Source organism: Streptomyces shenzhenensis (genome assembly GCF_021462265.1).
GTDB classification, from domain to species: Bacteria; Actinomycetota; Actinomycetes; order Streptomycetales; family Streptomycetaceae; genus Streptomyces; species Streptomyces shenzhenensis.
In genome coordinates, this window is the sequence record NZ_JAJONF010000003.1 from 1 (window position 1) to 20,554 (window position 20,554).

A 20,554-nucleotide genomic window follows, 5' to 3' on the forward strand; every position below is an offset into this window, starting at 1 on the left:
GAGGCGACTCGCGTCCGCTTTCCGTGCCTCGCCGTGACCACGGACGGCGTCAGGGCGCGGAACCGGCCCGGTGCCCTGGCGGCGGGCTACTTCACCACCGTCACCTTGGTGTCCGGCTCCGTGCCGAACGTCCACAGTGCCGCGCCGTCCGCCGTGCGCATCCGGATGCCGCTGGTCTGCTTGCCGGCGGCGGGCGGCGGGGAGGAGCCGTCGACCGCGTTGGAGAAGGCGACCGACAGGCCCGACTTGGACGCGAAGTACAGGATGTGCTCGATCTGGACGCCGTCCGAGCCCGTCGTGGACGCCAGGGTCTTGGAGATCGTGTAGGTGCCGGGGTCGGGAGAGACCGTCCCCGGCCACACCGTGAACGTGCGGGTCGCCTTGTCGCTCGCGTCGACCGTCCACACCCGCCTGGCGCCGACCGAGTAGACGATACGGCGGCCGGTGCCGGAGGCCGCCGGTACGTCGGGTGCCTTGGCCGGGGCCGGGGACGCGGAGGGGTGGGCGCCCGCCGACGCGCTCGCCGACGGGCGGACCGCCGCGGCCGTGGGGTGCGGCCCCTTGTCGGCCTGGACGGCGAGGAAGACGACGGCGACCGTCGCCCCGGCCGTCAGACCGGTGACCCAGACCCAGGAGGGCAGCAGTCGGGCAGCCACGGGTACGCATCTCCTCCGCTAAGAGCGCTATGAGGGCCCCCGCCCATTCGCACAGGGGTCGGATCATCGTACTGTGCGCTGCCCGCCCGGCCCGCCGCTCAGTCCAGCACCGGCAGCAGCTCCGGCAGGTGCCCGTCGGAGACCGCCGCCGCCCGCTGCCGCTCCTCGGGGACCGGCCCGTACAGCGTCGTGCGCGGCTTCGCCGGGCGCCCGGCGGCCTCGGCCACGGCGACCAGGTCACGGACCGACTTGTACGAGCCGTACGACGACCCCGCCATCCGCGAGATCGTCTCCTCCATGAGCGTGCCGCCCAGGTCGTTCGCGCCCGAGCGGAGCATCTCGGCCGCACCCTCCGCGCCCAGTTTCACCCAGCTTGTCTGGATGTTCGGGATGTGGGGGTGGAGAAGGAGACGGGCCATCGCCGTCACCGCCCGGTTGTCGCGCGTCGTCGGGCCCGGCCGGGAGATGCCCGCCAGGTAGACGGGCGCGTTGGTGTGGATGAAGGGAAGCGTCACGAACTCCGTGAAGCCGCCCGTGCGCTGCTGGATGCCGGCCAGGGTGCGCAGGTGGCCCAGCCAGTGGCGGGGCTGGTCGACATGGCCGTACATCATGGTGGACGAGGAGCGGATGCCCAGCTCGTGGGCGGTGGTGACGACCTCGATCCAGGTGGCGGCCGGCAGCTTGCCCTTCGTCAGCACCCACCGCACCTCGTCGTCCAGGATCTCGGCGGCCGTCCCGGGGATGGTGTCGAGACCCGCTTCCCTCGCCGCCGTCAGCCACTCCCTGATCGACAGGCCGGTGCGGGTCGCGCCGTTCACCACCTCCATCGGCGAGAAGGCGTGCACGTGCATGCCGGGGACGCGTTCCTTCACCGCCTTCGCGATGTCGAAGTACGCGGTGCCGGGCAGGTCGGGGTGGATGCCGCCCTGCATGCAGACCTCGACCGCGCCGACCTCCCACGCCTGCTGGGCGCGATCGGTGACCTGGTCCAGGGAGAGGGTGTAGGCGTCCGCGTCCGTACGCCGTTGCGCGAAGGCGCAGAAACGGCAGCCGGTGTAGCAGACGTTGGTGAAGTTGATGTTGCGGGTGACGATGTAGGTGACGTCGTCGCCGACGGCCGACTTCCGTACGTCGTCGGCGATCCGCGTCAGCGCGTCCAGCGCCGGGCCGTCCGCGTGGAAGAGGGCGAGGGCCTCGGCGTCCGTCAGCCTCGTGGGGTCGTCGGCCGCGGTGGCCAGGGCCTGGCGGACGTCCGTGTCGATGCGCTCGGGCGCCATCCCGGGGGCCGCCGCCTCGCGCAGCGCGCCCCAGTCGCCGTACACCTCGTCGAAGTCGTCGCGCCGGCCGGTCCTGCGGCCCTCGGTGTCGATGGCGGTGTGCAGGTCGGTGCGGCCGGAGGCGTCGAAGACCTCCTCGGGCTCCTGCCAGGGACGGCCCTCGACCACCGCGTCCGGCAGCGCCAGTCCGGTCCGCGGGTCGGCGAGCGCGGCCACGTGCGGGCGCAGCCGCGGGTCCAGCCAGGGCTCGCCGCGGCGGACGAACTCCGGGTACACGCAGAGACGTTCCCGCAGCTCGAAGCCGGCGGCGCGCGACCTCGACGCCAGTTCCTCGATCTGCGGCCAGGGACGTTCCGGGTTGACGTGGTCGATGGTCAGCGGGGAGACCCCGCCCCAGTCGTCGATCCCGGCCGCGATCAGCCGCTCGTACTCTCCCCCAGACTCCGTCTGGGAGGGGCCCCCAACCACGAGGTTCGGCGGGGCCTGGATGTTGCCGGCGGGGCCCATGACGAGGCGGGCGACGGCGACCGCGGCGACCAGCTCGTCCAGTTCCGCGTCCGGCATGCCGCGCATCGCCGTGTCCGGCTTGGCGCGGAAGTTCTGGATGATCAGCTCCTGGACGCCGTGGTACGACCGCGCGACGCGCCGCAGCGCGAAGAGGGACTCGGCCCGCTCCTCGTACGTCTCGCCGATGCCGATCAGGATGCCGGAGGTGAAGGGGACGGAGGAACGGCCCGCGTCCTCCAGGACCCGCAGCCGGACGGCGGGTTCCTTGTCCGGCGAGCCGTGGTGCGGGCCGCCGGGCTCGGACCACAGCCGGGTGGCGGTCGTCTCCAGCATCATGCCCATCGACGGGGCGACCGGCTTGAGCCGCTGGAAGTCGGTCCAGGACAACACGCCGGGGTTGAGGTGCGGCAGCAGGCCGGTCTCCTCCAGGATGCGGACGGAGACGGCGCGGACGTAGGCGATCGTGTCGTCGTAACCGTGCGCGTCCAGCCACTCGCGCGCCTCGGGCCAGCGGTCCTCGGGCTTGTCGCCGAGGGTGATGAGGGCTTCCTTGCAGCCGAGGGCCGCGCCCTTGCGGGCGACGTCGAGGACCTCGTCCGGGGACATGAACATCCCGTGCCCGGCCCGGCGGAGCTTGCCGGGGACGGTGACGAACGTGCAGTAGTGGCACTTGTCACGGCACAGGCGGGTGAGGGGGATGAAGACGCTCTTCGAGTACGTGATGACACCGGGGCGGCCGGCCTGTTCCAGACCGGCGTCCCGGACCCGGGCGGCGGACGCGGCGAGGTCGTCCAGGGCCGCGCCGCGCGCCTGGAGCAGCACGGCGGCCTCGGCGACGTCGAGAGCGACGCCGTCCCGGGCGCGTTTGAGGGCGCGACGCATGGAGTTCTCGGTGGGGCCGGTTCCGGGGGTCGCGGAAGTCGTCATTCTTTGAGCATACGTTCGGGTCCGGCGGGGTCATCGGGGCCGGGGCGCGGGCGGCGCCGGCGGCAGGCGCCGGCGTGTCGTGGCTGGTCGAGACGGCCGGGCGGCCGACGAACACGGCTCGGCGGCAGGCCGCCGGAACGCCGGCGTTCCGCACCGGCGTCCGCCTGGCGGCATCGCCCCCGCCCGCCGGCCACGCGCGCCGCCCCCGCCCGCCGGCCACGAGCACAGGCTTCGGCCGGGTCCACGAGCGGACCGGAGTGGGCGGCCGACTGCTCCACTCGGGGGTACCGGCTGCCCGATCGGCGGTACGGGGGCCGATCGGGCACCTCCTCTTCCGCCCGGAGCCGCGAGGATGACCGGTGACTCACGTCGAAGTCGCGGAGGCCCGCGAGCGTCTGGAGAAACACACCTGTGACTGTTCTCAACGATCCGGAGCACCCGGCTGCCGACTACTACGAGAGTGAAGTGCCACTCCGCGGGCGGCAGCCGGGCAATGTCGTCGTCAAATGGCTGACCACCACCGACCACAAGACCATCGGCACGCTGTATCTGACCACGTCGTTCGCGTTCTTCCTGGTCGGCGGCGTCATGGCGCTGCTGATGCGTGCCGAGCTCGCCCGTCCCGGTCTGCAGATCATGTCGAACGAGCAGTACAACCAGGCGTTCACGATGCACGGCACGGTCATGCTGCTGGTGTTCGCGACGCCGCTGTTCTCCGGCTTCACGAACTGGATCATGCCGCTCCAGATCGGGGCGCCGGACGTCGCGTTCCCGCGGCTGAACATGTTCGCCTACTGGCTCTACCTGTTCGGCTCGACCATCGCCCTCGGCGGCTTCCTGACCCCGCAGGGTGCGGCCGACTTCGGCTGGTTCGCCTACTCCCCGCTCTCGGACGCGGTCCGCTCGCCGGGCCTCGGCGCCGACCTGTGGATCATGGGTCTGGCCTTCTCCGGCTTCGGCACCATCCTCGGCGCGGTCAACTTCATCACCACGATCATCTGCATGCGCGCTCCCGGCATGACCATGTTCCGGATGCCGATCTTCACCTGGAACGTGCTGCTGACCGCCGTCCTGGCCCTGCTGGTCTTCCCCGTCCTCGCCGCCGCGCTGTTCGCCCTGGAGGCGGACCGAAAGTTCGGCGCCCACGTGTTCGACGCGGCCAACGGGGGAGCACTGCTCTGGCAACACCTCTTCTGGTTCTTCGGACACCCGGAGGTGTACATCATCGCGCTGCCGTTCTTCGGCATCGTGACCGAGGTCATCCCGGTCTTCTCCCGCAAGCCGATCTTCGGCTACATGGGCCTGGTGGCCGCGACGATCGCGATCGCGGGTCTGTCCATCACGGTGTGGGCGCACCACATGTACGTCACCGGGGGTGTGCTGCTGCCGTTCTTCGCCTTCATGACCTTCCTGATCGCGGTCCCGACCGGGGTGAAGTTCTTCAACTGGATCGGCACCATGTGGAAGGGGTCGGTGTCTTTCGAGACGCCGATGCTGTGGGCGGCCGGCTTCCTCGTGACCTTCCTGTTCGGCGGTCTGACCGGTGTCATCCTGGCCTCGCCGCCGATGGACTTCCACGTCTCCGACTCGTACTTCGTGGTGGCCCACTTCCACTACACGGTCTTCGGCACGGTCGTCTTCGCGATGTTCGCCGGCTTCCACTTCTGGTGGCCGAAGATGACCGGCAAGATGCTCGACGAGCGCCTCGGCAAGATCACCTTCTGGACCCTGTTCGCCGGCTTCCACGGCACCTTCCTGGTCCAGCACTGGCTGGGCGCCGAGGGCATGCCCCGCCGGTACGCCGACTACCTGGCCACCGACGGCTTCACCGCGCTGAACACGATCTCGACGATCGCCTCCTTCGTGCTCGGCCTGTCGATGCTGCCGTTCCTCTACAACGTGTGGAAGACCGCCCGTTACGGCAAGCCGGTCGGCGTCGACGACCCGTGGGGCTACGGCCGTTCGCTGGAGTGGGCGACCTCCTGCCCGCCGCCGCGGCACAACTTCGTCACGCTGCCGCGGATCCGCTCCGAGTCCCCGGCGTTCGACCTGCACCACCCGGACATCGCCATGTCCGAGGCCGAGGCCCAGAGGCTCCACACATGACCGGCGCGGGACACCGGGTGGGCGGCGGACAGCCGGCGGGAGCCGGCAAGGACCTCGCCAACCAGGCCGAGGGATACCTGCTGTGGCAGGCCAGGATCGCCGAGGCCGAACAGCGGGCGCGGGAGTTCACCGGACGCATGGACTGGCTGACCACGTCCCAGCGCGACGAGGTCGAACGGCACCACGTCGAGGACAGCCTGCGCCGGGCGCGGCAGGATCTCGAACGGATCGCCGCCCGGTGCCGTTCCCTGCGCGGCGAGTACGAGCAGCGGTACCGCTCGCTGCGCCTGCGCTGCGCGGGATGGACGCTGGCCGCCTGGGTGGGGCTGGTCCTGCTGGCGGCCGTGTCCCTGTTCCGCTGACGGGACGGCCGACGCCGGGTCGCACGAGCGTGCAGGGGCGTTCGCCCAAGGGGCGGGGGGTTCCGTGAGACGGCGGCCGCGGGTGGTTCGTGGCCGGCCGCGCAGTTCCCCGCGCCCCCGGAAGAGACGGGGCTGCGCCCCGCCTTCCCGGCGTGCCGTGTGGTCGCCGTAGCGCCCTGGCTAGGGGCTGTCCGGCGGATCAAGTCGCAGGAAAGCAACGGTGACTGCCGGCCGAGGTGGGCGTGCCAGCCCCCGCGTCTGCGGCATGATCCACCGGACAGCCCCTAGGCGTCCCGGTCCGACGGGCTCACCTGGACGACGATGAGCGCGAGTCCGGTGAGCACCAGCACCCGGGTCGCGGCGTCCAGGCCGTTCCAGGTCTTGGACTGCCACATGGAGAACCACTCGCCGCCGATCCCGATGAACCCGGCGCCGAAGAGCAGCACGAGCATCAGCAGACCGTAGGTGGAGACGCGCCGCGCGCGGACGTTGTCACGGCGTACCCAGAGCCAGGTCCCGGCGATCAGCACAAGCGCGGCCAGCGTCTCCCACACGATGATGGCGACGTAGGCGGCGTTCTCCAGGCCCTTGTCCGTGATGGACCGCCACATCAGGTCGTCGTCCTTGAACGTGGTGTCCATGGCCAGAACATGCTGGACGAAGGCCTGGTTGGTGCCGAAGTCAGTGATGTTCCCGAAGGCGACGAGGGCGATGTAGAGAGCGACCGTGCCGGTGAGAACGGCAGCGGCGAGCGAGAGCGCGCGAGGCGCGTGGGAGGTGGACATGGCACCGTCCTTCCCCAACTCGGCCGTTTACACCCCATGTTGACCGGCCACCGGGCGCGCCTGACGTCGTGCCGCCGCGGCGAACCGCTCGCACGCCGGTACCGTGGGTCGAGGTTTCGTGCGAAATGTGAAGTGCGAAGGGGGCCTTGTGGACACGGCAGACGCCACCGGAGGCATACGCGGCGACGGAGCGGAAGACCGCGGCGAGTTCGCGGAGTTGCGGACGCGAGAGTTCGGCTACCTCGACGAGGGCGGCCACACCTACCTCGACCACACCGGCGCCGGACTCCCGCCGCGCTCCCTCGTCATGGGCAGCGCCCGCCGGATCACCGGCGGACTGTTCGGCAACCCGCACTCCGAGAGCCCGGCCTCCCGCGCCTCCGGACTCCTGCTGGCCGAGGCCCGGCAGGCGGTGCTCCGCCACTTCAACGCCGATCCCGCCGAGTACGCCGTGGTCTTCACCCCGAACGCGACCGGCGCACTGCGCCTGGTCGGTGAGGCCTACCCGTTCACCCGCGCCAGCAGGCTCGTGATGTCGCTCGACAACCACAACTCGGTCAACGGATTACGGGAGTACGCGCGGGCGCGCGGGGCCGCGACCGTGTACGTACCGGGCCTGCGCATCGACGAGGCGCGACTGCTCGCCGCCCTGTCCCCGCCCGGCCCGCGGCGCGGCGCCGGCGGCCTGCTCGCCTATCCGGCGCAGAGCAACTTCACCGGCGTCCAGCACTCCCTGGACTGGATCGACACCGCCCGGTCGCACGGCTACGACGTACTCCTCGACGCGGCGGCCTTCGCGCCGACCAACGTCCTGGACCTGAGCCGCCACCATCCGGACTTCACCGCCGTCAGCTGGTACAAGGTCTTCGGGCACCCCACCGGCATCGGCAGCCTGATCGCCCGCCGCGCGGCCCTGGCCAAGCTGCGCCGCCCCTGGTTCTCGGGCGGCACCATCTACGCCGTCAGCGCCCAGGCCCAGTGGCACGTGCTCGCCGCCGACGAGGCCGCCTTCGAGGACGGCACGGTCAACTTCCTCTCCCTGCCGGACGTGACCGCCGGACTCGCCTGGATCGACGGCATCGGCATGCCCCGCATACACGCCCACGTCACCCGCCTAACCCACCAACTGCTCGCCGGCCTGCGGGAGTTGCGGCACAGCGACGGCTCCCCGCTGGTCCGGGTGTACGGCACCGACGGCGCGGAGGGCCGGGAAGGCGCCGGCGCGAACCGCGGCGGCACGGTCGCGCTGAACGTCCTCGGGGCGGACGGCCGGATCGTCGACGAACGCGTCGTCACGCGCGACAGCGCCGCACACGGCATATCCCTGCGCACCGGGTGCTTCTGCAACCCGGGCGCCGGAGAGGAGGCGTTCGGTCTGCCCCTGGCCCGGCTGCGCTCGGCGGCCGAGCAGCAAGTGGGCTCCCTGGACGAGTACCTGGAGCTGCTGCGACTGCCTTCGGCGGGCGCCGTCCGGGTCTCCCTGGGCGTGGCGTCCCAGCCCAGGGACATCGAGACGTTCCTGGCCTTCCTCGCGCAGACCTACCGGGACCGGGTACCGGGGGTGGCCGGGCTGGCCGCGCGCGAGAGCTGCTGACCCCGGGGCACCTCACCGCGGGTCACCGGTCCGGGGATCACCGGCCCGGGAACCGCCGGCCCGGGAACCGCCGGCCCGGGATCACCGCCCCGCCCGGCTCCGTGCCGCACCGTCCCGGCACTTGCGCACCAGAATCAGCCAGGTCCAGGCCAGGAACACCAGCGCGAAGGCGGCCAGGACCAGCCACCCGCGGCTCGCCGGATGCCCGAACGAGTCCCCGTACGACGCCAGCAGCGGCGGACCGAGCGGTGAGCGGCCCGCCCGCCACAGCGGTTCCAGTCCCACCCCGCTGCCCAGTGCCTCGAACGCCCAGCGGTTGGTCATCGCCCAGCTGATCGCCTTCCCGGCCACCGTCATCCGGGGCACCGGCACGAAGGCGCCCGAGAACAGCACCTGGGGGAAGCAGAGCAGCGGCAGCATCAGCGTCGCCTGCCCGGGCTCCGACACCGCCGCCGACGCGAGCAGCCCCAGCGCGAGGGCGGCGGCCGAGGCCAGCACACTCGACACGAACAGGGATCCGTACGTGTCCCAGCCCGCCGCGGGCAGCCGGTCCAGAGCGCGCAGCACGACCAGCAGCAACGCGTCCGCGACCGCGAGCACCGGCAGCATGGTCGTCAGTTTCGAGGCGACGTACGGGCCGATCCGCAGCCCCGCGAGCCATTCGCGACGCAGGACCGCCAGCTCGGCGCAGATCTGGAGCAGGCCGTACGTCAGCCCGAAGAAGAACGCGCCGAACGCGATCCAGAACATGATCATCGCCGACGAGCCCGGATCCGGGGCCGCCGGATCGAACGCGCCGGCGCGGAACAGCACCGCGAACATCGCCACGATCATCACCGGCGAGCCCGCCAGGACGGCGACCGAGAGGCGGTTGTGCAGCATCAGCGCGGTACCGCGCCGGGTCAGCAGCGCCCACTGGCGCAGGGCACCAACGGCACCGGCACGGCTCGCCGGTACGGCCGGTGACGTGGCGACGGGGCCCGCCGCCTCCTCCGCCACGGCCGGTTCGACGCGCGCACCGCCCGCCACCGCCTCGTACACCTCCTCCACGGTGCCGGCCCCGAAGGCCTCGTACAGTCCGGCCGGTTCGCCCGCGTACGCGACCTCGCCGCCGGCGGAGAGGAACACCACCTGATCGGCGCGGAGCAGATCGGCGAGGACGTGCGTGGTCAGCACGACGGTGGTGCCGTCCTCGGCCAGCGCCCGCAGGGTGCGCAGCAGGGCCGCGCCGGTGACCGGGTCGAGCCCGGACGTCGGCTCGTCGAGGAAGAGCACTCTGGGCCGGGTGAGCAACTCGACCGCGATACTGGCCCGTTTGCGTTCACCGCCGCTCAGCGCGCGCACGGGAGTCGTTGCCCGTTCCGTCAGGCCGAGGGTGTCCAGCACCCGGTCGACGGTTTCCAGCACGGTCTCGGCGGCCGTACCCGGAGCCATCCGCAGCCCCGCCGCGTACACCAGCGTGCGGCGCAGCGGCAGTTCGCGGTGGATGATGTCCTCCTGCGGAACGAACCCGAAGTCCGGCCCCGGCGGTCCCGGCCGGACCCCGTCGTGCAGCACCTCGCCCTCGCTCGGCGCGGTCAGCCCCGCCAGCGTCTGCAACAGCACGGTCTTGCCCGCCCCGCTGCTCCCGGCGATCACCGTGAGCCGCCCCGGAGCGACATCGACCGACACGCCGTTCAGTATTCGCCCACCCCCACGCACCTCCCGGCTCACCCGGCGGGCACGCAGGCGCAGCCCGTTGACGGAGGGGGCGGAGGGGGCGGAGGGGGCGGAGGGGGCGGGGACGGAGGCCTCGACGGACGCGGGCGGGCGCGGGGGCGGTGTCGGCATGGGGGCAGCATGTCAGCTGAGCCCCGGACCCGGCAGTGGCCCGTGCCCTGACGCCGGGTCCTCTGCCAGACTGCGGGCGGAGCGCTACGGGGGTGCAGCGGATGGGGTCGACACGGCCGTCGATGCAGGAGCTGATCGGGCGGCGCCGGCGGGCCGGGTTCGTCGGGCGGGTCGAGGAGCGGGCCGCGTTCCGGCGGAACCTCGGGCTGCCGCCCGAGGACGAGCGGCATCGCTTCCTCTTCCATGTGCACGGTGCCGCGGGCGTCGGGAAGACCCGCCTGGTACGGGAGCTGGAGCAGATCGCCCGGGAAGCCGGGGCGCTGACCGCGTACGTCGACGAGGGCGTGGCCGGCCTGCCCGAGGCGATGGCGGTGATGGCACGTCAGTTCGGTACTCAGGGACGGCGGTTCAAGGAACTGGAGCGGCTGCTGGCCACGCACCGGGAGCGGCGGCACGAGGCGGAGTCCGCCCTGGTCCTGGGCGGAGCGGAGGAGAGGGAGGGGCCGTCGGCGGGGAGCCTCGCGGTGGCGCGGGCGGCGCAGGTGGGACTGGGGATGGTCCCGGTGGCCGGCGCGTTCGCCGTCGCCCTGGACGCCGAGCGGCTCGCCGAGGGAGCCGACCGTATCCGGGCCCGCTTCCGCAGCCAGGAGGACGTCCAGCTGGTGTTGTCTCCCGAGCGGGTACTCACCCCCGTGCTGCTCACGGAGCTGGCGGCCGCGGCCGACGCCGCCCCCTGGGTCGTCCTGCTCCTCGACACCTACGAGCGTACCGGCCCGTTCCTCGACCCCTGGCTGCACGACGTGATGACCACCGACCGGTACGGTGCCCTGCCCGCCAACGTCGTCGTGGTCACCTCCGGCCAGCACCCCTTCGACACCGCCCGCTGGGGCAGTTTCGCGGACTTCAGGACGGACCTGCCGCTCGGCCCGTTCACCGAGGCGGAGGCCCGGGGGCTGCTCGCCGACAAGGGAGTACGGGACGAGCCGGTGGTCGCGGAGGTGCTGCGGCTGACGGGCGGGCTGCCGGTGCTCGTCTCCACCCTGGCGGAGTCCGGGCCGGTCGGTCCCGCGGAGGTGGGGGATCCGAGCGCCACCGCGGTGGACCGCTTCCTGAAGTGGGAGCGGGACCCCGTACGCAGGGCGGCCGCGCTGGCCGGCGCGCTGCCCCGGCGCCTCGACGAGGACGTGTTCCGCTCCGTCGTGGACGGCCCCGAGGAGCAGGCGGACGCGCTCTTCGCATGGCTGCGGGGCATGCCGTTCGTCAGCGAGCGCGACGGCCGGATGAGCTACCACGACGTGGTCCGGGCGCCGATGCTCCGGCTGCAGCGGCTGCGCTCGCCCCGGGGCTGGACCGAGCGGCACACCCGGCTCGCCGACGCGTACGGCCGGCGGCGCGCGGAGGCCGAGGCCGACCTGCGGCCCGAGGAGCCGTGGGCGGACGAGGAGTGGCGGGAGCTGCGGCTCGGCGAGTCGTACCACCTGCTGTGCGCGCGCCCCCGTGCCGCGCTGCCGGCCGTCCTCGCCGACCTCGTCACCGCCTGCGTCCACGGCGACGACGCGGTACGGCCCTGGGTGCGGCTGCTGGCCGAGGCGGGCGAGGACGCGGACGCGGAGGCCGTACGGACCTGGGGCGCGGACCTCGCCGAGGCGCTGGCCGGGGGCGGGCTCGCCGCACTGCTCCGGCTGCTGCTCGGCCGGGCCCGCGGCGACGAGCCGTGGCGGGCGACGGCATGGGCGCTGCGCGCCGACGCGCTCGCCCGGGACGGCGCGCACGAGCAGGCCCTGGAGGACTACGGCCGCGCCCTCGCCCTGGACCCGGCCCTGGTGCGGGCCCACCGCGGCCGGGCCGTCACCCGGGGCGGGACGGGCGACTACGAGGGCGCGCTCGCCGACCTCGACCGGGTGCTGGAACTGGAGCCGGACAACCCGTGGAACGTCATCCTGCGCGGCGAGCACCACCGGCTGGCCCGCCACCACGACGAAGCGGTGGCCGACCTCAGCGAGGGGATCAGACGCAACCCCGCCAGCGAGTTCGCCTGGGCCTCCCGAGGCGCCGCCCACGAACGCCACGGCGATCTCGACGCGGCCCTGGCCGACTTCGACCACGCGCTGGGACTCAAGCCGGACTACGCCTGGGCCCTGGCCCGCCGCGGCCGTGTCTGGCGCGGCCTCGGCGACCAGGCCCGCCGCCTCGCCGACCTCGACCGCGCCCTCGCCCTGCAGCCCGACTGGGCCTGGGGCCGCTGCGAACGCGGCGACGCCCTGCGCGTCGCCGGCCGCGACGAGGAGGCCCTGGCCGACTACGACCGCGCCCTCGAACTCGACCCCGACTACGCGTCCGCGTACGCGAGCCGGGGCGTGTCCCTGTCCCACCTGGGCCGTCACGAAGAGGGCCTCGCCGACCTGGACCGCGCCCTCGCGCTGAACCCGGACTACCCCTGGGCCCTGGAACACCGGGCCGCGGTCCTTCAGCGCATGGCGGACGCGTGAACTAGACCTGCCTCCGGGGCGCTCGTACTCTCGCCAGCCGTGACTTCGACGCCGAGTCCGAGGAGTACGAACAGACGATGCGGCCCTACCGGCAAGGGCCGGCGGAGCTCAAGCAGGTCATGCGCGGGGACGTGCGGCGACCACCGGACCGGTACCGCGGACGAAGGCCGCCCACGAGACCTCCCCGAACGCGAGGCGTGCGCCTGCCTTGTCCTTGGAGTCGCGGACGTGGACGGTGGTGGTGACGGGGGATATGGCCACCTCGACGCAGTCGGGGCCGTCGTTGCTGCTGTAGCTGCTCTTGAACCAGTTCAGCGCGTTGGGGGTCATGTTTCCTCTCCCAGCACTTTCTCGATGAAGGCCAGTGACTCCCGGGGCGGGAGAGCCTGCGCCCGGATCATTCCATAGCGCATATCCATGATCTGGACTTCCCGAGGATCACTGATCACACGACTGTGCAGCTGGGCTTCCGAGTGCCCGAGGGTCTTGCCGTCCTGGAGCTTGAGCAGTCGGATCGGACCGCCCATGCCGGCGTGGTCCTCGCGGTCCGTGGGCATCACCTGGATTTCCACGTTCCTCAACTTGCCAAGTGTCAGCAGGTGTTCGAGCTGCTGGCGTAGCACCATTCTGCCCCCGATCGGCCGACGCAGCGTCACCTCTTCCTGGACAAAGGTCAGGAGTGGCGGGGGAACCCGCTCGAAGACGCGGCGGCGTGCCATGCGCGCGGCGACCTGACGTCCGAGCTCATCCTCCGGATATGCGGGTCGGCGCATGGCGAACAGTGCCCTCGCGTACTCCTCTGTCTGAAGCAGGCCGTGCATGTTGTGGTTGGCGTACGCCCCCAGTTCGACCGCCTCCGCCTCCAACTTGGCCAGATCCCGGACCTTCTTCGGATACCGGGCCCGCTCCACGTCCTCCTTCATGAACGCGAGCTTCCCGCCCGCCCCCAGCGCCTCGTCGGCCTTCTCCAGGAAATCCGGCTTGGGGATCCGACGTCCCCGCTCCACGGCCGAGACCATCTCCTCGCTGTAGCCGATGGCGGTCCCGAGTTCGCCCTGCCGCAGCCCGGCGGCCTCCCGCCACACCTTGATCTGCCGCCCGACCGCCCTGAGTACGGCCTCGGCCTCCTCGTCCTCCACACCCGCCCCTTCCGACGTACGACCCGTACGGCACCGACCGACGCCCGGACAGTCACGCTCTGTGCCGGGGTCATCACTGGTCAGAGTAGGGAGAGGTGAGCACGCTGGGTGACATGACCCAGAAATCCCTCCCGGAAGTCCTGGCCCCCGCACAGCACTTCACGGTGCAGTTGTCCGCCACTCGAAGGGGCGCTCGACTCGCGCGGCTGCTCACCGAACGCCAACTCGACGACTGGGGAATCCCCTTCGCCGCGCATGCGACGCAGGTCGTGGCCGAACTGGCGTCGAACGCGGTGCTGCACGGACGCGTGGCGGGGCGGGACTTCCGGCTGGGGCTACGGCTGGTCGCCGACCGCACGCTCCGTATCGAGGTGACCGACGCCCGGGGCGACCGCGTCCCGCGTGTTCACGATCCGGTGTCCGGCGACGCGGAATCGGGGCGGGGCCTGCTGATCGTGGCGGCGTACGCCGACCGTTGGGGCGTGGACGAGGCACCCGCCGGCTGCAAGGTCGTCTGGGCGGAGCTGGGGGCACCGGGTCGCGACGGCCCATGACCCGGCGGTTCCCGACGTCAAAGACCAAAGAACCGGGGAAAGAACCCAACCCGCCCTACCGTCCCCGTCGATCACCCGCCGGAGTGAATATGCCGAACTCAACTGGCGCGGCGGGGCAGTTGTGCGGCAGCGTCTGCTGCGACAAGCCCACACATGCTTCGGCCCTCGCGGGGACTGCCATCCCACTGCGAGGGCCTGATCATCAAGGAAGAAGAGCCTTCCCAATGACTGAGAAGAACCCTAGCGCGCCCAAGTCCGCCAAGACCCGGCATTCCCACTCCGGTGTGATTCACGTGAATGAACCCCACACCGAGAACTTCACCGTGGTCGGCAATCACCTCCTCCAGCACCCCGAGTTGTCGCTGATGGCCATCGGTCTCGCGGTGCACATCCAGTCGCTGCCCGCCGGGGCGCCGATCGGGATCAAGACGCTGGCCGCGAAGTTCCCCGAGGGGGAGATCCGGATCGCCGCAGCGTTGCGGGAGCTGGAGGAACACGGATACCTCACGCGTGCCAGGGAGCGTCTTCAATCGGGACAGGTGACGACCCGGACGACCTCGTACAACAAGCCCGGCAAGGGGCGGACCGCACCGGCTTCGGTCCCCGGACCCCCGGCTCCACCGAAGGCGTCCGCCCCGAAGGCCCCGGCCCCTGCCGCCACCCTCCTCACCCGCCTGCGCACCTACGACTCCCGCCTCCTGCTCTCCGAACGTGACGTACGGCGGCTGGTGCCCGAGGTCTCCGAGTGGCTGGAGCGGGGCGTTCCGGCGACGGCCGTGGAGCGCGCGCTGACGACCGGCCTGCCCCAGGACCCGATCAAGCACCCGGCGGCCTTCCTCGCGCACCGCCTCACCAGCCTCCTGCCCCCACCCGTGCCGCTCCCGGTCGCGTCCCCTTCCGCGCCCGCCCGTCGTCCGGACCCCTGGCAGGACTGCGACGGCTGCGACCGCCCGTTCCGCGCCCCGGAGCCGGGACGGTGCCGGGACTGCCGTGCGCTCGGCGCGGTGGCTTAGAAGTCATCTCATTTGGTGACTACATGTGGGGAATCCGCGACCAGTCGAGCCATCTCGTGCAGGTGGTGCCAGTACTCGGGGTCGTCCGCTTCGCTGAGTACAGGTATGACCTGGTCCAGGCGGGCGATGCAGCGAAGCAGGCCGCTTCGACCTTGCGCTTCTAGCTCGCCGCCGTTCTTGATCCAGATGAAAACCCAGGATGCGGTGTCTGAGTCCAGCATCACCAGGTCGAAGCCGGCCCGGTCCGCGCCGGCCAACCTGGGAGGAAAGGGCAATTTCATGAACTCCTGGTACAGGCGTGATACGGCCTCAACCGCAGTTTCTTCGCTCACGCGGGCCATCATGGCGCGGCTTTCACAACGCATGGAGTCGTCTCGAGTCTGCGGTAGCAGATGAGGGTGCACGCGAGGCTGGTGAAGGCGAGGAAGTGCTCGGCCTTGCGTTCGTAGCGGCGGTGGAGTCGGCGGCAGCCGGCGAGCCAGGCCATGGTCCGTTCGACGGTCCAGCGGTGTCGTCCGAGCTGCTGTGACGTCTCCACGCCCTTGCGGGCGATGCGATGCCGGATCCCTCGCTGTGCCAGCCATTGCCGCAGGTGGCGGTAGTCATAGCCCTTGTCGGCGTGGAGCTTGCCGGGCTTGCGTCGGCGAGGTCCTCAGCGGGACCGGATCGGAGGTATCCCCTTCACGAGCGGGATTAGGGCCTGGCTGTCGTGGACGTTGGTGCCGGAGATGCCGGCAGACAGGGGCAGACCGGTCCGCTCGGTGATCAGATGGATCTTCGAGCCGTATTTGCCCCGGTCGACAGGATTCGGACCTGTCAGGTCCCCCTTTTCAGGGCCCGCATGTTCACCGAGTCGATCGCGCAACGGGACCAGTCCAGGTCGCCACGGGCACCGAGTTCGTCGAGGACCAGGCGGTGGAGCTTGGCCCGCACCCTGGCCTTCGTCCACTCGGTGAACCGGCGATGGGCCGTCGCACCAGACGGCCCGAACGATGCCGCGGGCAGTTGCTGCCACGTGCAGCCCGACGTCGCTACGAACACGATCGCCGCCAGAACCTCCCGATCGCCATGTCGACGTCGGCCACCACCCGGCGGCCGCGACGGAGCCTCCGGCACCACCCGCTGGAACAACTCCCATAATTCGTCGGGCACCAGCTGCGCAACAATCCCCACCACGGCGAACAGCCCGCCCAGCCAAATGAGATGACCTCTTAGAGGTCATCTCGATTGGTGGATCGAGGCGCGGGCTACCCGGCGGACTGAGCCATTGGGCGCTGGTGCGACGATGCGGGGATGCGCGAGGTCAATGAGCTGATCAACGTCGACGATCCAGCCTGGCCGCTCCTCCTTCAGGAGCTGTCCGGCACCGGCGTACCAGTTGAGGTGCTGCCCGGCGATCCCGAGACGGGCCGCGCCTCGCTGCTGCAACTCCAGGTCTCCGCCCGATCAAATTTGGGCGGCATCGTACTGAACTGCGGCGGCATGCTCGTGGACAGCGGGTGGTTGCGGATCTTCGGAAGCCCGAGTGGTGCCGACGCCGAAGGACTGCCCGGCCTGGCCGAGATCAACGCGATGCCCGCGACGTTCGATCCCGCATGGCTGTCGGGTGCAGGACTCGTGGTCGCGCACGACGTGCTGGGCGGGGTTTTCACCCTCAACGGGGGCAACCCCCGTCAGGCCGGTCGGCCCGGCGAGCCGGGTGAAATCCTCTACTTCGCCCCCGATGCCCTTGGCTGGCAGGCCCTGGGCGCCGGCCACTCGGCATGGCTGTCCTGGATTCTCTCCGGAGGGCTCCAGGAGTTCTATGAGGACCTGCGGTGGGACGGCTGGCGCGACGAAGTCTCTGTGCTCAATGGCCGGCAGGGGTTGTCGTTCTTCCCGCCGTTGTGGTCGGCCGAGGCCCGCCAGGATCTGTCGGCGGCCAGCCGTCGTCCGGTGCCCATGGCGGAACTCCTGAGCCTGAGCCGCAACTCGTGCCTTCAGTTCGACGGCGCCGATCCGGGGTTTCTCGGAGTTGTATGAACTGGTTCACCCACCCAGACGCCGGTAGCAGATGAGGGTGGCGGCGATGCCGGCGAAGGCGAGGAAGTGTTCGGCCTTGCGCTCGTAGCGCCGGTGCAGACGGCGACAGCCGGCAAGCCAGGCCACCGTCCTCTCCACGGTCCAGCGGTGGCGGCCCAGGCGCTGAGAGGGCTCGATGCCCTTCCGGGCGATGCGCGGGGTGATGTTCCGGGAACGCAGCCGCTGCCGCACGTGGTCGTAGTCATAGCCCTTGTCGCCATGGAGTTTGGCGGGGCGTCGCCGACGCGGCCCGCGGCGGGAGCGGATGGGCGGGATGCCGCGCACGAGGGGTTCGAGGCCCTGGCTGTCGTGAGTGTTCGCGGCGGAGATCCCAATCGAGAGGGGTAGGCCGGACCGCTCGGTGGTCAAGTGGATCTTTGAACCCTTCTTGCCGCGATCTACGGGATTCGGACCTGTCAGGTCCCCCCTTTGAGGGCCCGCATGTTCACAGAGTCGATCGCGCACCGCGACCAGTCCAACTCCCCTCGGGCGCCGAGTTCGTCCAGGACCAGGCGGTGGAGCTTGCCCCACACCCTGGCCCGCCTCCACTCGGTGAACCGGCGGTGCGCGGTCGGCCCGGACGGACCGAAGACCGGCGGCAGTTGCCGCCAGGTACAGCCCGTCGTGGCCACGAACAGGATTGCCGCCAGCACTTCGCGATCACCGTACCGCCGTCGGCCACCGCCTTGCGGACGCACGGGAGCAGCCGGGACTACCCGCTGAAACAACTCCCACAGCCCGTCTGGAACCAGACGTCCCACCCACGCCATCACGACAGCCAGTCTAATGATCAAGCCAGTTGAGACGACCTCTTAGGGGTCGCGCAGACGGACGGCTCCCCATACCGCCTGTCTGCGCGAGCTCTCACACGGCCGGCCTGTCACGGTACGGCGCCAGGAACGCGGTCAGCGCCGACAGCATCGCCTCCGGGGCTTCCTCGGCGGGGTAGTGGCCGCACTCGGGGATGACAAGGCTCTCCACGTCGTCGGCGGCAAGCTTCATCGTCGCGCCGACCGACGCGCCCAGGTTCTCCGCACCCCCGATCGCCAGGACGGGAAGGGACAGCCGTCGAGTCCTGCGCCGCTGGTTCTGTTCGATGGTCGTGTCGAGTGCGCGGTAGAACTCGAAGCTGGATCGCAGGGCTTCCGGGTCGGCGGCGAGGATGTCGACGTAGTACCGGACGGCGTGGTCGGGCAGTGGCTTCGCGGATTTCGTGGCGAACTGGTGGGCGAAGTAGAGATGTTCCCGTCCGCTGACCAACTGTTCGTTGACGCCGTTGAGGCGGTTGAAGGCGAAGTGCCAGAGGCGGTCGTTGGCCTCCTGGCTGCCGAAAAGAGGCGGCGTCGGGGAAAGTCCCGGGATCGCGGCCTCGGCGACGGCCAGGCGTTCGAGCCGGTCAGGGTGATCCGCGGCCAGGGCGTAGCCGGTCCACATCCCGACGTCGTGACCGACCATCGCGAAGCGCTGATGCCCGAGTGCGTCCATCAGCGCCACCAAGTCGCCCGCGAGCGTGCCGGTGTCGTACCCGTCCAGGGGTTTGCCGGACAGTCCGACACCGCGCGGATCGACCGCGACGACCTGGAAGTCCCGGGCCAGCGCGGGCATCAGGAGGCGCCAGGCGTACCAGGTCTGCGGCCAGCCCGCGAGCAGCAGCAGCGCGGGGCCTTCGCCGCCGGTGACGGCGTGCAGGCGCAGCTCCCCGGTGTCGACGTACCGGCTGGTGAAGGTGTCGGTGAACCCGGGTGGGAGGCCGGCCGCCCCGGAGACGGAACCGGGGCCTTCGGGCGTGGGCAGGTGGGTCGACGACAGACTCACGGTCATCCTTTGCGGCAGTGGTCGGCAGTGGTCGGCAGTGGTCGGCAGTGGTCGGCAGTGGTTGACGGGGGTTCATGGAGTGGACAGAAGGAAGGGGAGCGGTGCCACGCGGCGCGGCCCTCGCTCAGGCGGTGGCGGCGGGGCGGCGCAGCGCGCCGGCGAGGGTGGTCGCTACGACCGTGACGGCGAGGAGCAGGGTCGCGACGTCCTGGTTGATCATCTGGTCGAGGAGCCCGAGGGCCAGCGTGGGCACGATCGTGCCCGTGTAGGCGGCCAGGAAGTACGTGGCGAGCAGATCCGCCCTGCGCAGCGGATCGGCGAGCCGCTGGGCGACGCCGACGCCGCCCCGGAAGACCAGGCCGATGCCGGTACCCGCCAGAAGTGTTCCGGCGGCGAACGTGGGCAGTGACCGTGCCCACAGGCCGGTCTCGAACACCACGACGCCCGCCATGAGGAACGCCGGCGCCGGCCAGCGCCCGGAGATCCACCGCTCCGGGACGGCCACCTGCGCGACCAGGGCGACGAGGAACAGCAGCCCGACCTGTACGCCGACCGCCGCGACGTTGTGGACGTGCAGCTGTTCGCGGAGGAAGGAAGGCACCAACGACGAGAACAGTCCGCTGACCGCGAACGCGGCGAGGACGGCCGCGGCCGCCCGCAGGAACTCGGTCCGCCCCGTCCCCCGGTCGGGAACGGCGGGACGGCGAACGGACAACGCGGGGCGCTGCCGGGCCATGACGGTCTCGGGGGTGACGACGACGGCCAGGAACGCCGGGATCAGGCCGACGAGGTAGACCCGGAACACCAGATGGGTGGGATCCGCCCCGTACTGCGCGAACAGGCCGGCGGCGACGGCGCCCAGTCCCAGTCCGCCCATGTTCGACACCGTGGAGACGGTCGACGCCCGTCGGGTGTGCTCGGCTCCGGCGAGCTCACCCAGCGCCGCGGTCGCCGTGGCGGTGAAGACGCCGGTGCTCAGGCCGCACAGGAACCGTGCCGCCAGGAGGGTCGCGACATCGCGGGCGACGAGGAACAGCACGGTGCTCGCCGCCGCGGCCAGGAGAGCGGCGGCCAGGAGGGGACGGCGGCCCGCGCGGTCGGAGAGCGACGCGAACACCATCAGCGCGAGCACCGTCCCCAAGGCGTAGACGGCGAAGACCAGCGTGGTGGTGAAGGGCCCGAAGCCCATCTGCGGCGCCCAGAACGCGTACAGCGGGATCGGCAGCGTCCCGCCCAGCATGACCAGGGTGTACACCGCGGCCACGAGCCAGAACCCGGCGCGCGCCCGGCGCCCGTGGACGGGTGGAACGACGTGGGTGCGGACGTCTGGCGCGACATCGTCGATCATCGTGCGGCCTTTCGGGTGAGGGAACCGCCGTTCCTCACGCTAGCCATCTTGGATCGATCGGTCAAAGATGTTGTGACCGATCGGTCCAAGA

General features: G+C 71.2%; 17 protein-coding genes and 1 pseudogene. 7 read left to right on the plus strand and 11 right to left on the minus strand.

Annotated elements, in window-relative coordinates:
• Nucleotides 1-86: 86 nt before the first annotated feature.
• Entirely contained in the window at nt 87-656 is a 570-nt protein-coding gene (locus LQ326_RS04695) for a hypothetical protein (protein ID WP_234532873.1), read from the minus strand.
• A 98-nt stretch (nt 657-754) separates the two neighbouring features.
• Nucleotides 755-3,367, minus strand: coding sequence for a bifunctional FO biosynthesis protein CofGH (locus tag LQ326_RS04700; protein ID WP_234532875.1), 2,613 nt, complete (start codon nt 3,365-3,367; stop codon nt 755-757).
• Nucleotides 3,368-3,778: 411 nt separating this feature from the next.
• Here LQ326_RS04700 and ctaD point away from each other — a divergent pair, with 411 nt between their 5' ends.
• The gene (gene ctaD / locus LQ326_RS04705; protein WP_234532878.1) at nt 3,779-5,473 is read left to right on the plus strand and encodes an aa3-type cytochrome oxidase subunit I; all 1,695 of its coding nucleotides are present in this window, start codon (nt 3,779-3,781) and stop codon (nt 5,471-5,473) included.
• Nucleotides 5,470-5,835, plus strand: a complete 366-nt coding sequence (locus LQ326_RS04710; RefSeq protein ID WP_234532880.1) for a cytochrome C oxidase subunit I — start codon at nt 5,470-5,472, stop codon at nt 5,833-5,835. Before ctaD ends, LQ326_RS04710 begins: the two co-directional genes overlap by 4 nt.
• A 284-nt stretch (nt 5,836-6,119) precedes the next feature.
• On the opposite strand, the gene LQ326_RS04715 is transcribed toward LQ326_RS04710, so the two are convergent.
• Entirely contained in the window at nt 6,120-6,620 is a 501-nt protein-coding gene (locus tag LQ326_RS04715; protein ID WP_234532882.1) for a DUF2165 domain-containing protein, read from the minus strand.
• A gap of 148 nt (nt 6,621-6,768) precedes the next feature.
• Between LQ326_RS04715 and LQ326_RS04720 the strand changes: the two genes are divergently transcribed.
• Nucleotides 6,769-8,214 (plus strand): aminotransferase class V-fold PLP-dependent enzyme, encoded by a 1,446-nt coding sequence (locus tag LQ326_RS04720; RefSeq protein WP_234532884.1) that lies wholly within the window; start codon nt 6,769-6,771, stop codon nt 8,212-8,214.
• A gap of 81 nt (nt 8,215-8,295) precedes the next feature.
• Here LQ326_RS04720 and LQ326_RS04725 read toward each other — a convergent pair whose 3' ends face one another.
• On the minus strand, nt 8,296-10,044 hold the full coding sequence (locus tag LQ326_RS04725) for an ATP-binding cassette domain-containing protein (protein ID WP_234532887.1): 1,749 nt from the start codon (nt 10,042-10,044) through the stop codon (nt 8,296-8,298).
• Nucleotides 10,045-10,145: 101 nt separating this feature from the next.
• Here LQ326_RS04725 and LQ326_RS04730 point away from each other — a divergent pair, with 101 nt between their 5' ends.
• Nucleotides 10,146-12,533, plus strand: a complete 2,388-nt coding sequence (locus LQ326_RS04730; protein ID WP_234532889.1) for a tetratricopeptide repeat protein — start codon at nt 10,146-10,148, stop codon at nt 12,531-12,533.
• A gap of 117 nt (nt 12,534-12,650) precedes the next feature.
• Here the strand turns inward: LQ326_RS04730 and LQ326_RS04735 are convergent, their stop codons facing one another.
• Nucleotides 12,651-12,863 (minus strand): DUF397 domain-containing protein, encoded by a 213-nt coding sequence (locus tag LQ326_RS04735; protein WP_234532890.1) that lies wholly within the window; start codon nt 12,861-12,863, stop codon nt 12,651-12,653.
• Nucleotides 12,860-13,672 carry a helix-turn-helix domain-containing protein gene (locus tag LQ326_RS04740; protein WP_234532892.1) on the minus strand — a complete coding sequence of 271 codons (813 nt, stop codon included), beginning with the start codon at nt 13,670-13,672 and terminating at the stop codon, nt 12,860-12,862. The genes LQ326_RS04735 and LQ326_RS04740 overlap by 4 nt, the downstream gene beginning before the upstream one ends.
• A gap of 113 nt (nt 13,673-13,785) precedes the next feature.
• Between LQ326_RS04740 and LQ326_RS04745 the strand changes: the two genes are divergently transcribed.
• Complete coding sequence (locus tag LQ326_RS04745) at nt 13,786-14,226, plus strand: ATP-binding protein (protein WP_234532894.1); 441 nt, start codon at nt 13,786-13,788, stop codon at nt 14,224-14,226.
• A gap of 224 nt (nt 14,227-14,450) precedes the next feature.
• Nucleotides 14,451-15,239, plus strand: a complete 789-nt coding sequence (locus LQ326_RS04750; protein WP_234532896.1) for a helix-turn-helix domain-containing protein — start codon at nt 14,451-14,453, stop codon at nt 15,237-15,239.
• A gap of 8 nt (nt 15,240-15,247) precedes the next feature.
• On the opposite strand, the gene LQ326_RS04755 is transcribed toward LQ326_RS04750, so the two are convergent.
• Nucleotides 15,248-15,571 (minus strand): hypothetical protein, encoded by a 324-nt coding sequence (locus LQ326_RS04755; RefSeq protein WP_234532898.1) that lies wholly within the window; start codon nt 15,569-15,571, stop codon nt 15,248-15,250.
• Between the two features lie 8 nt (nt 15,572-15,579).
• Nucleotides 15,580-16,406: pseudogene (locus tag LQ326_RS04760) on the minus strand (IS5 family transposase).
• Between the two features lie 126 nt (nt 16,407-16,532).
• On the opposite strand from LQ326_RS04760, the gene LQ326_RS04765 reads away from it, so the two are divergent.
• Complete coding sequence (locus tag LQ326_RS04765; protein WP_234532899.1) at nt 16,533-17,261, plus strand: DUF2625 domain-containing protein; 729 nt, start codon at nt 16,533-16,535, stop codon at nt 17,259-17,261.
• 6 nt (nt 17,262-17,267) lie between these two features.
• Here LQ326_RS04765 and LQ326_RS04770 read toward each other — a convergent pair.
• The 3 genes from LQ326_RS04770 to LQ326_RS04780 all read right to left on the minus strand — a co-directional run bounded on the left by LQ326_RS04770 (nt 17,268) and on the right by LQ326_RS04780 (nt 20,463).
• Nucleotides 17,268-18,070 (minus strand): IS5 family transposase gene (locus LQ326_RS04770; protein ID WP_372496758.1). Its coding sequence is split into 2 segments (ribosomal slippage): nt 17,268-17,731 and nt 17,731-18,070, totalling 804 coding nucleotides; the frame shifts between segments, so codons are not numbered across the junction.
• A 94-nt stretch (nt 18,071-18,164) separates the two neighbouring features.
• Nucleotides 18,165-19,121, minus strand: a complete 957-nt coding sequence (locus tag LQ326_RS04775) for an alpha/beta fold hydrolase (protein ID WP_372496731.1) — start codon at nt 19,119-19,121, stop codon at nt 18,165-18,167.
• A 118-nt stretch (nt 19,122-19,239) separates the two neighbouring features.
• The gene (locus tag LQ326_RS04780; RefSeq protein WP_234532903.1) at nt 19,240-20,463 is read right to left on the minus strand and encodes an MFS transporter; all 1,224 of its coding nucleotides are present in this window, start codon (nt 20,461-20,463) and stop codon (nt 19,240-19,242) included.
• Nucleotides 20,464-20,554 lie beyond the last annotated feature (91 nt).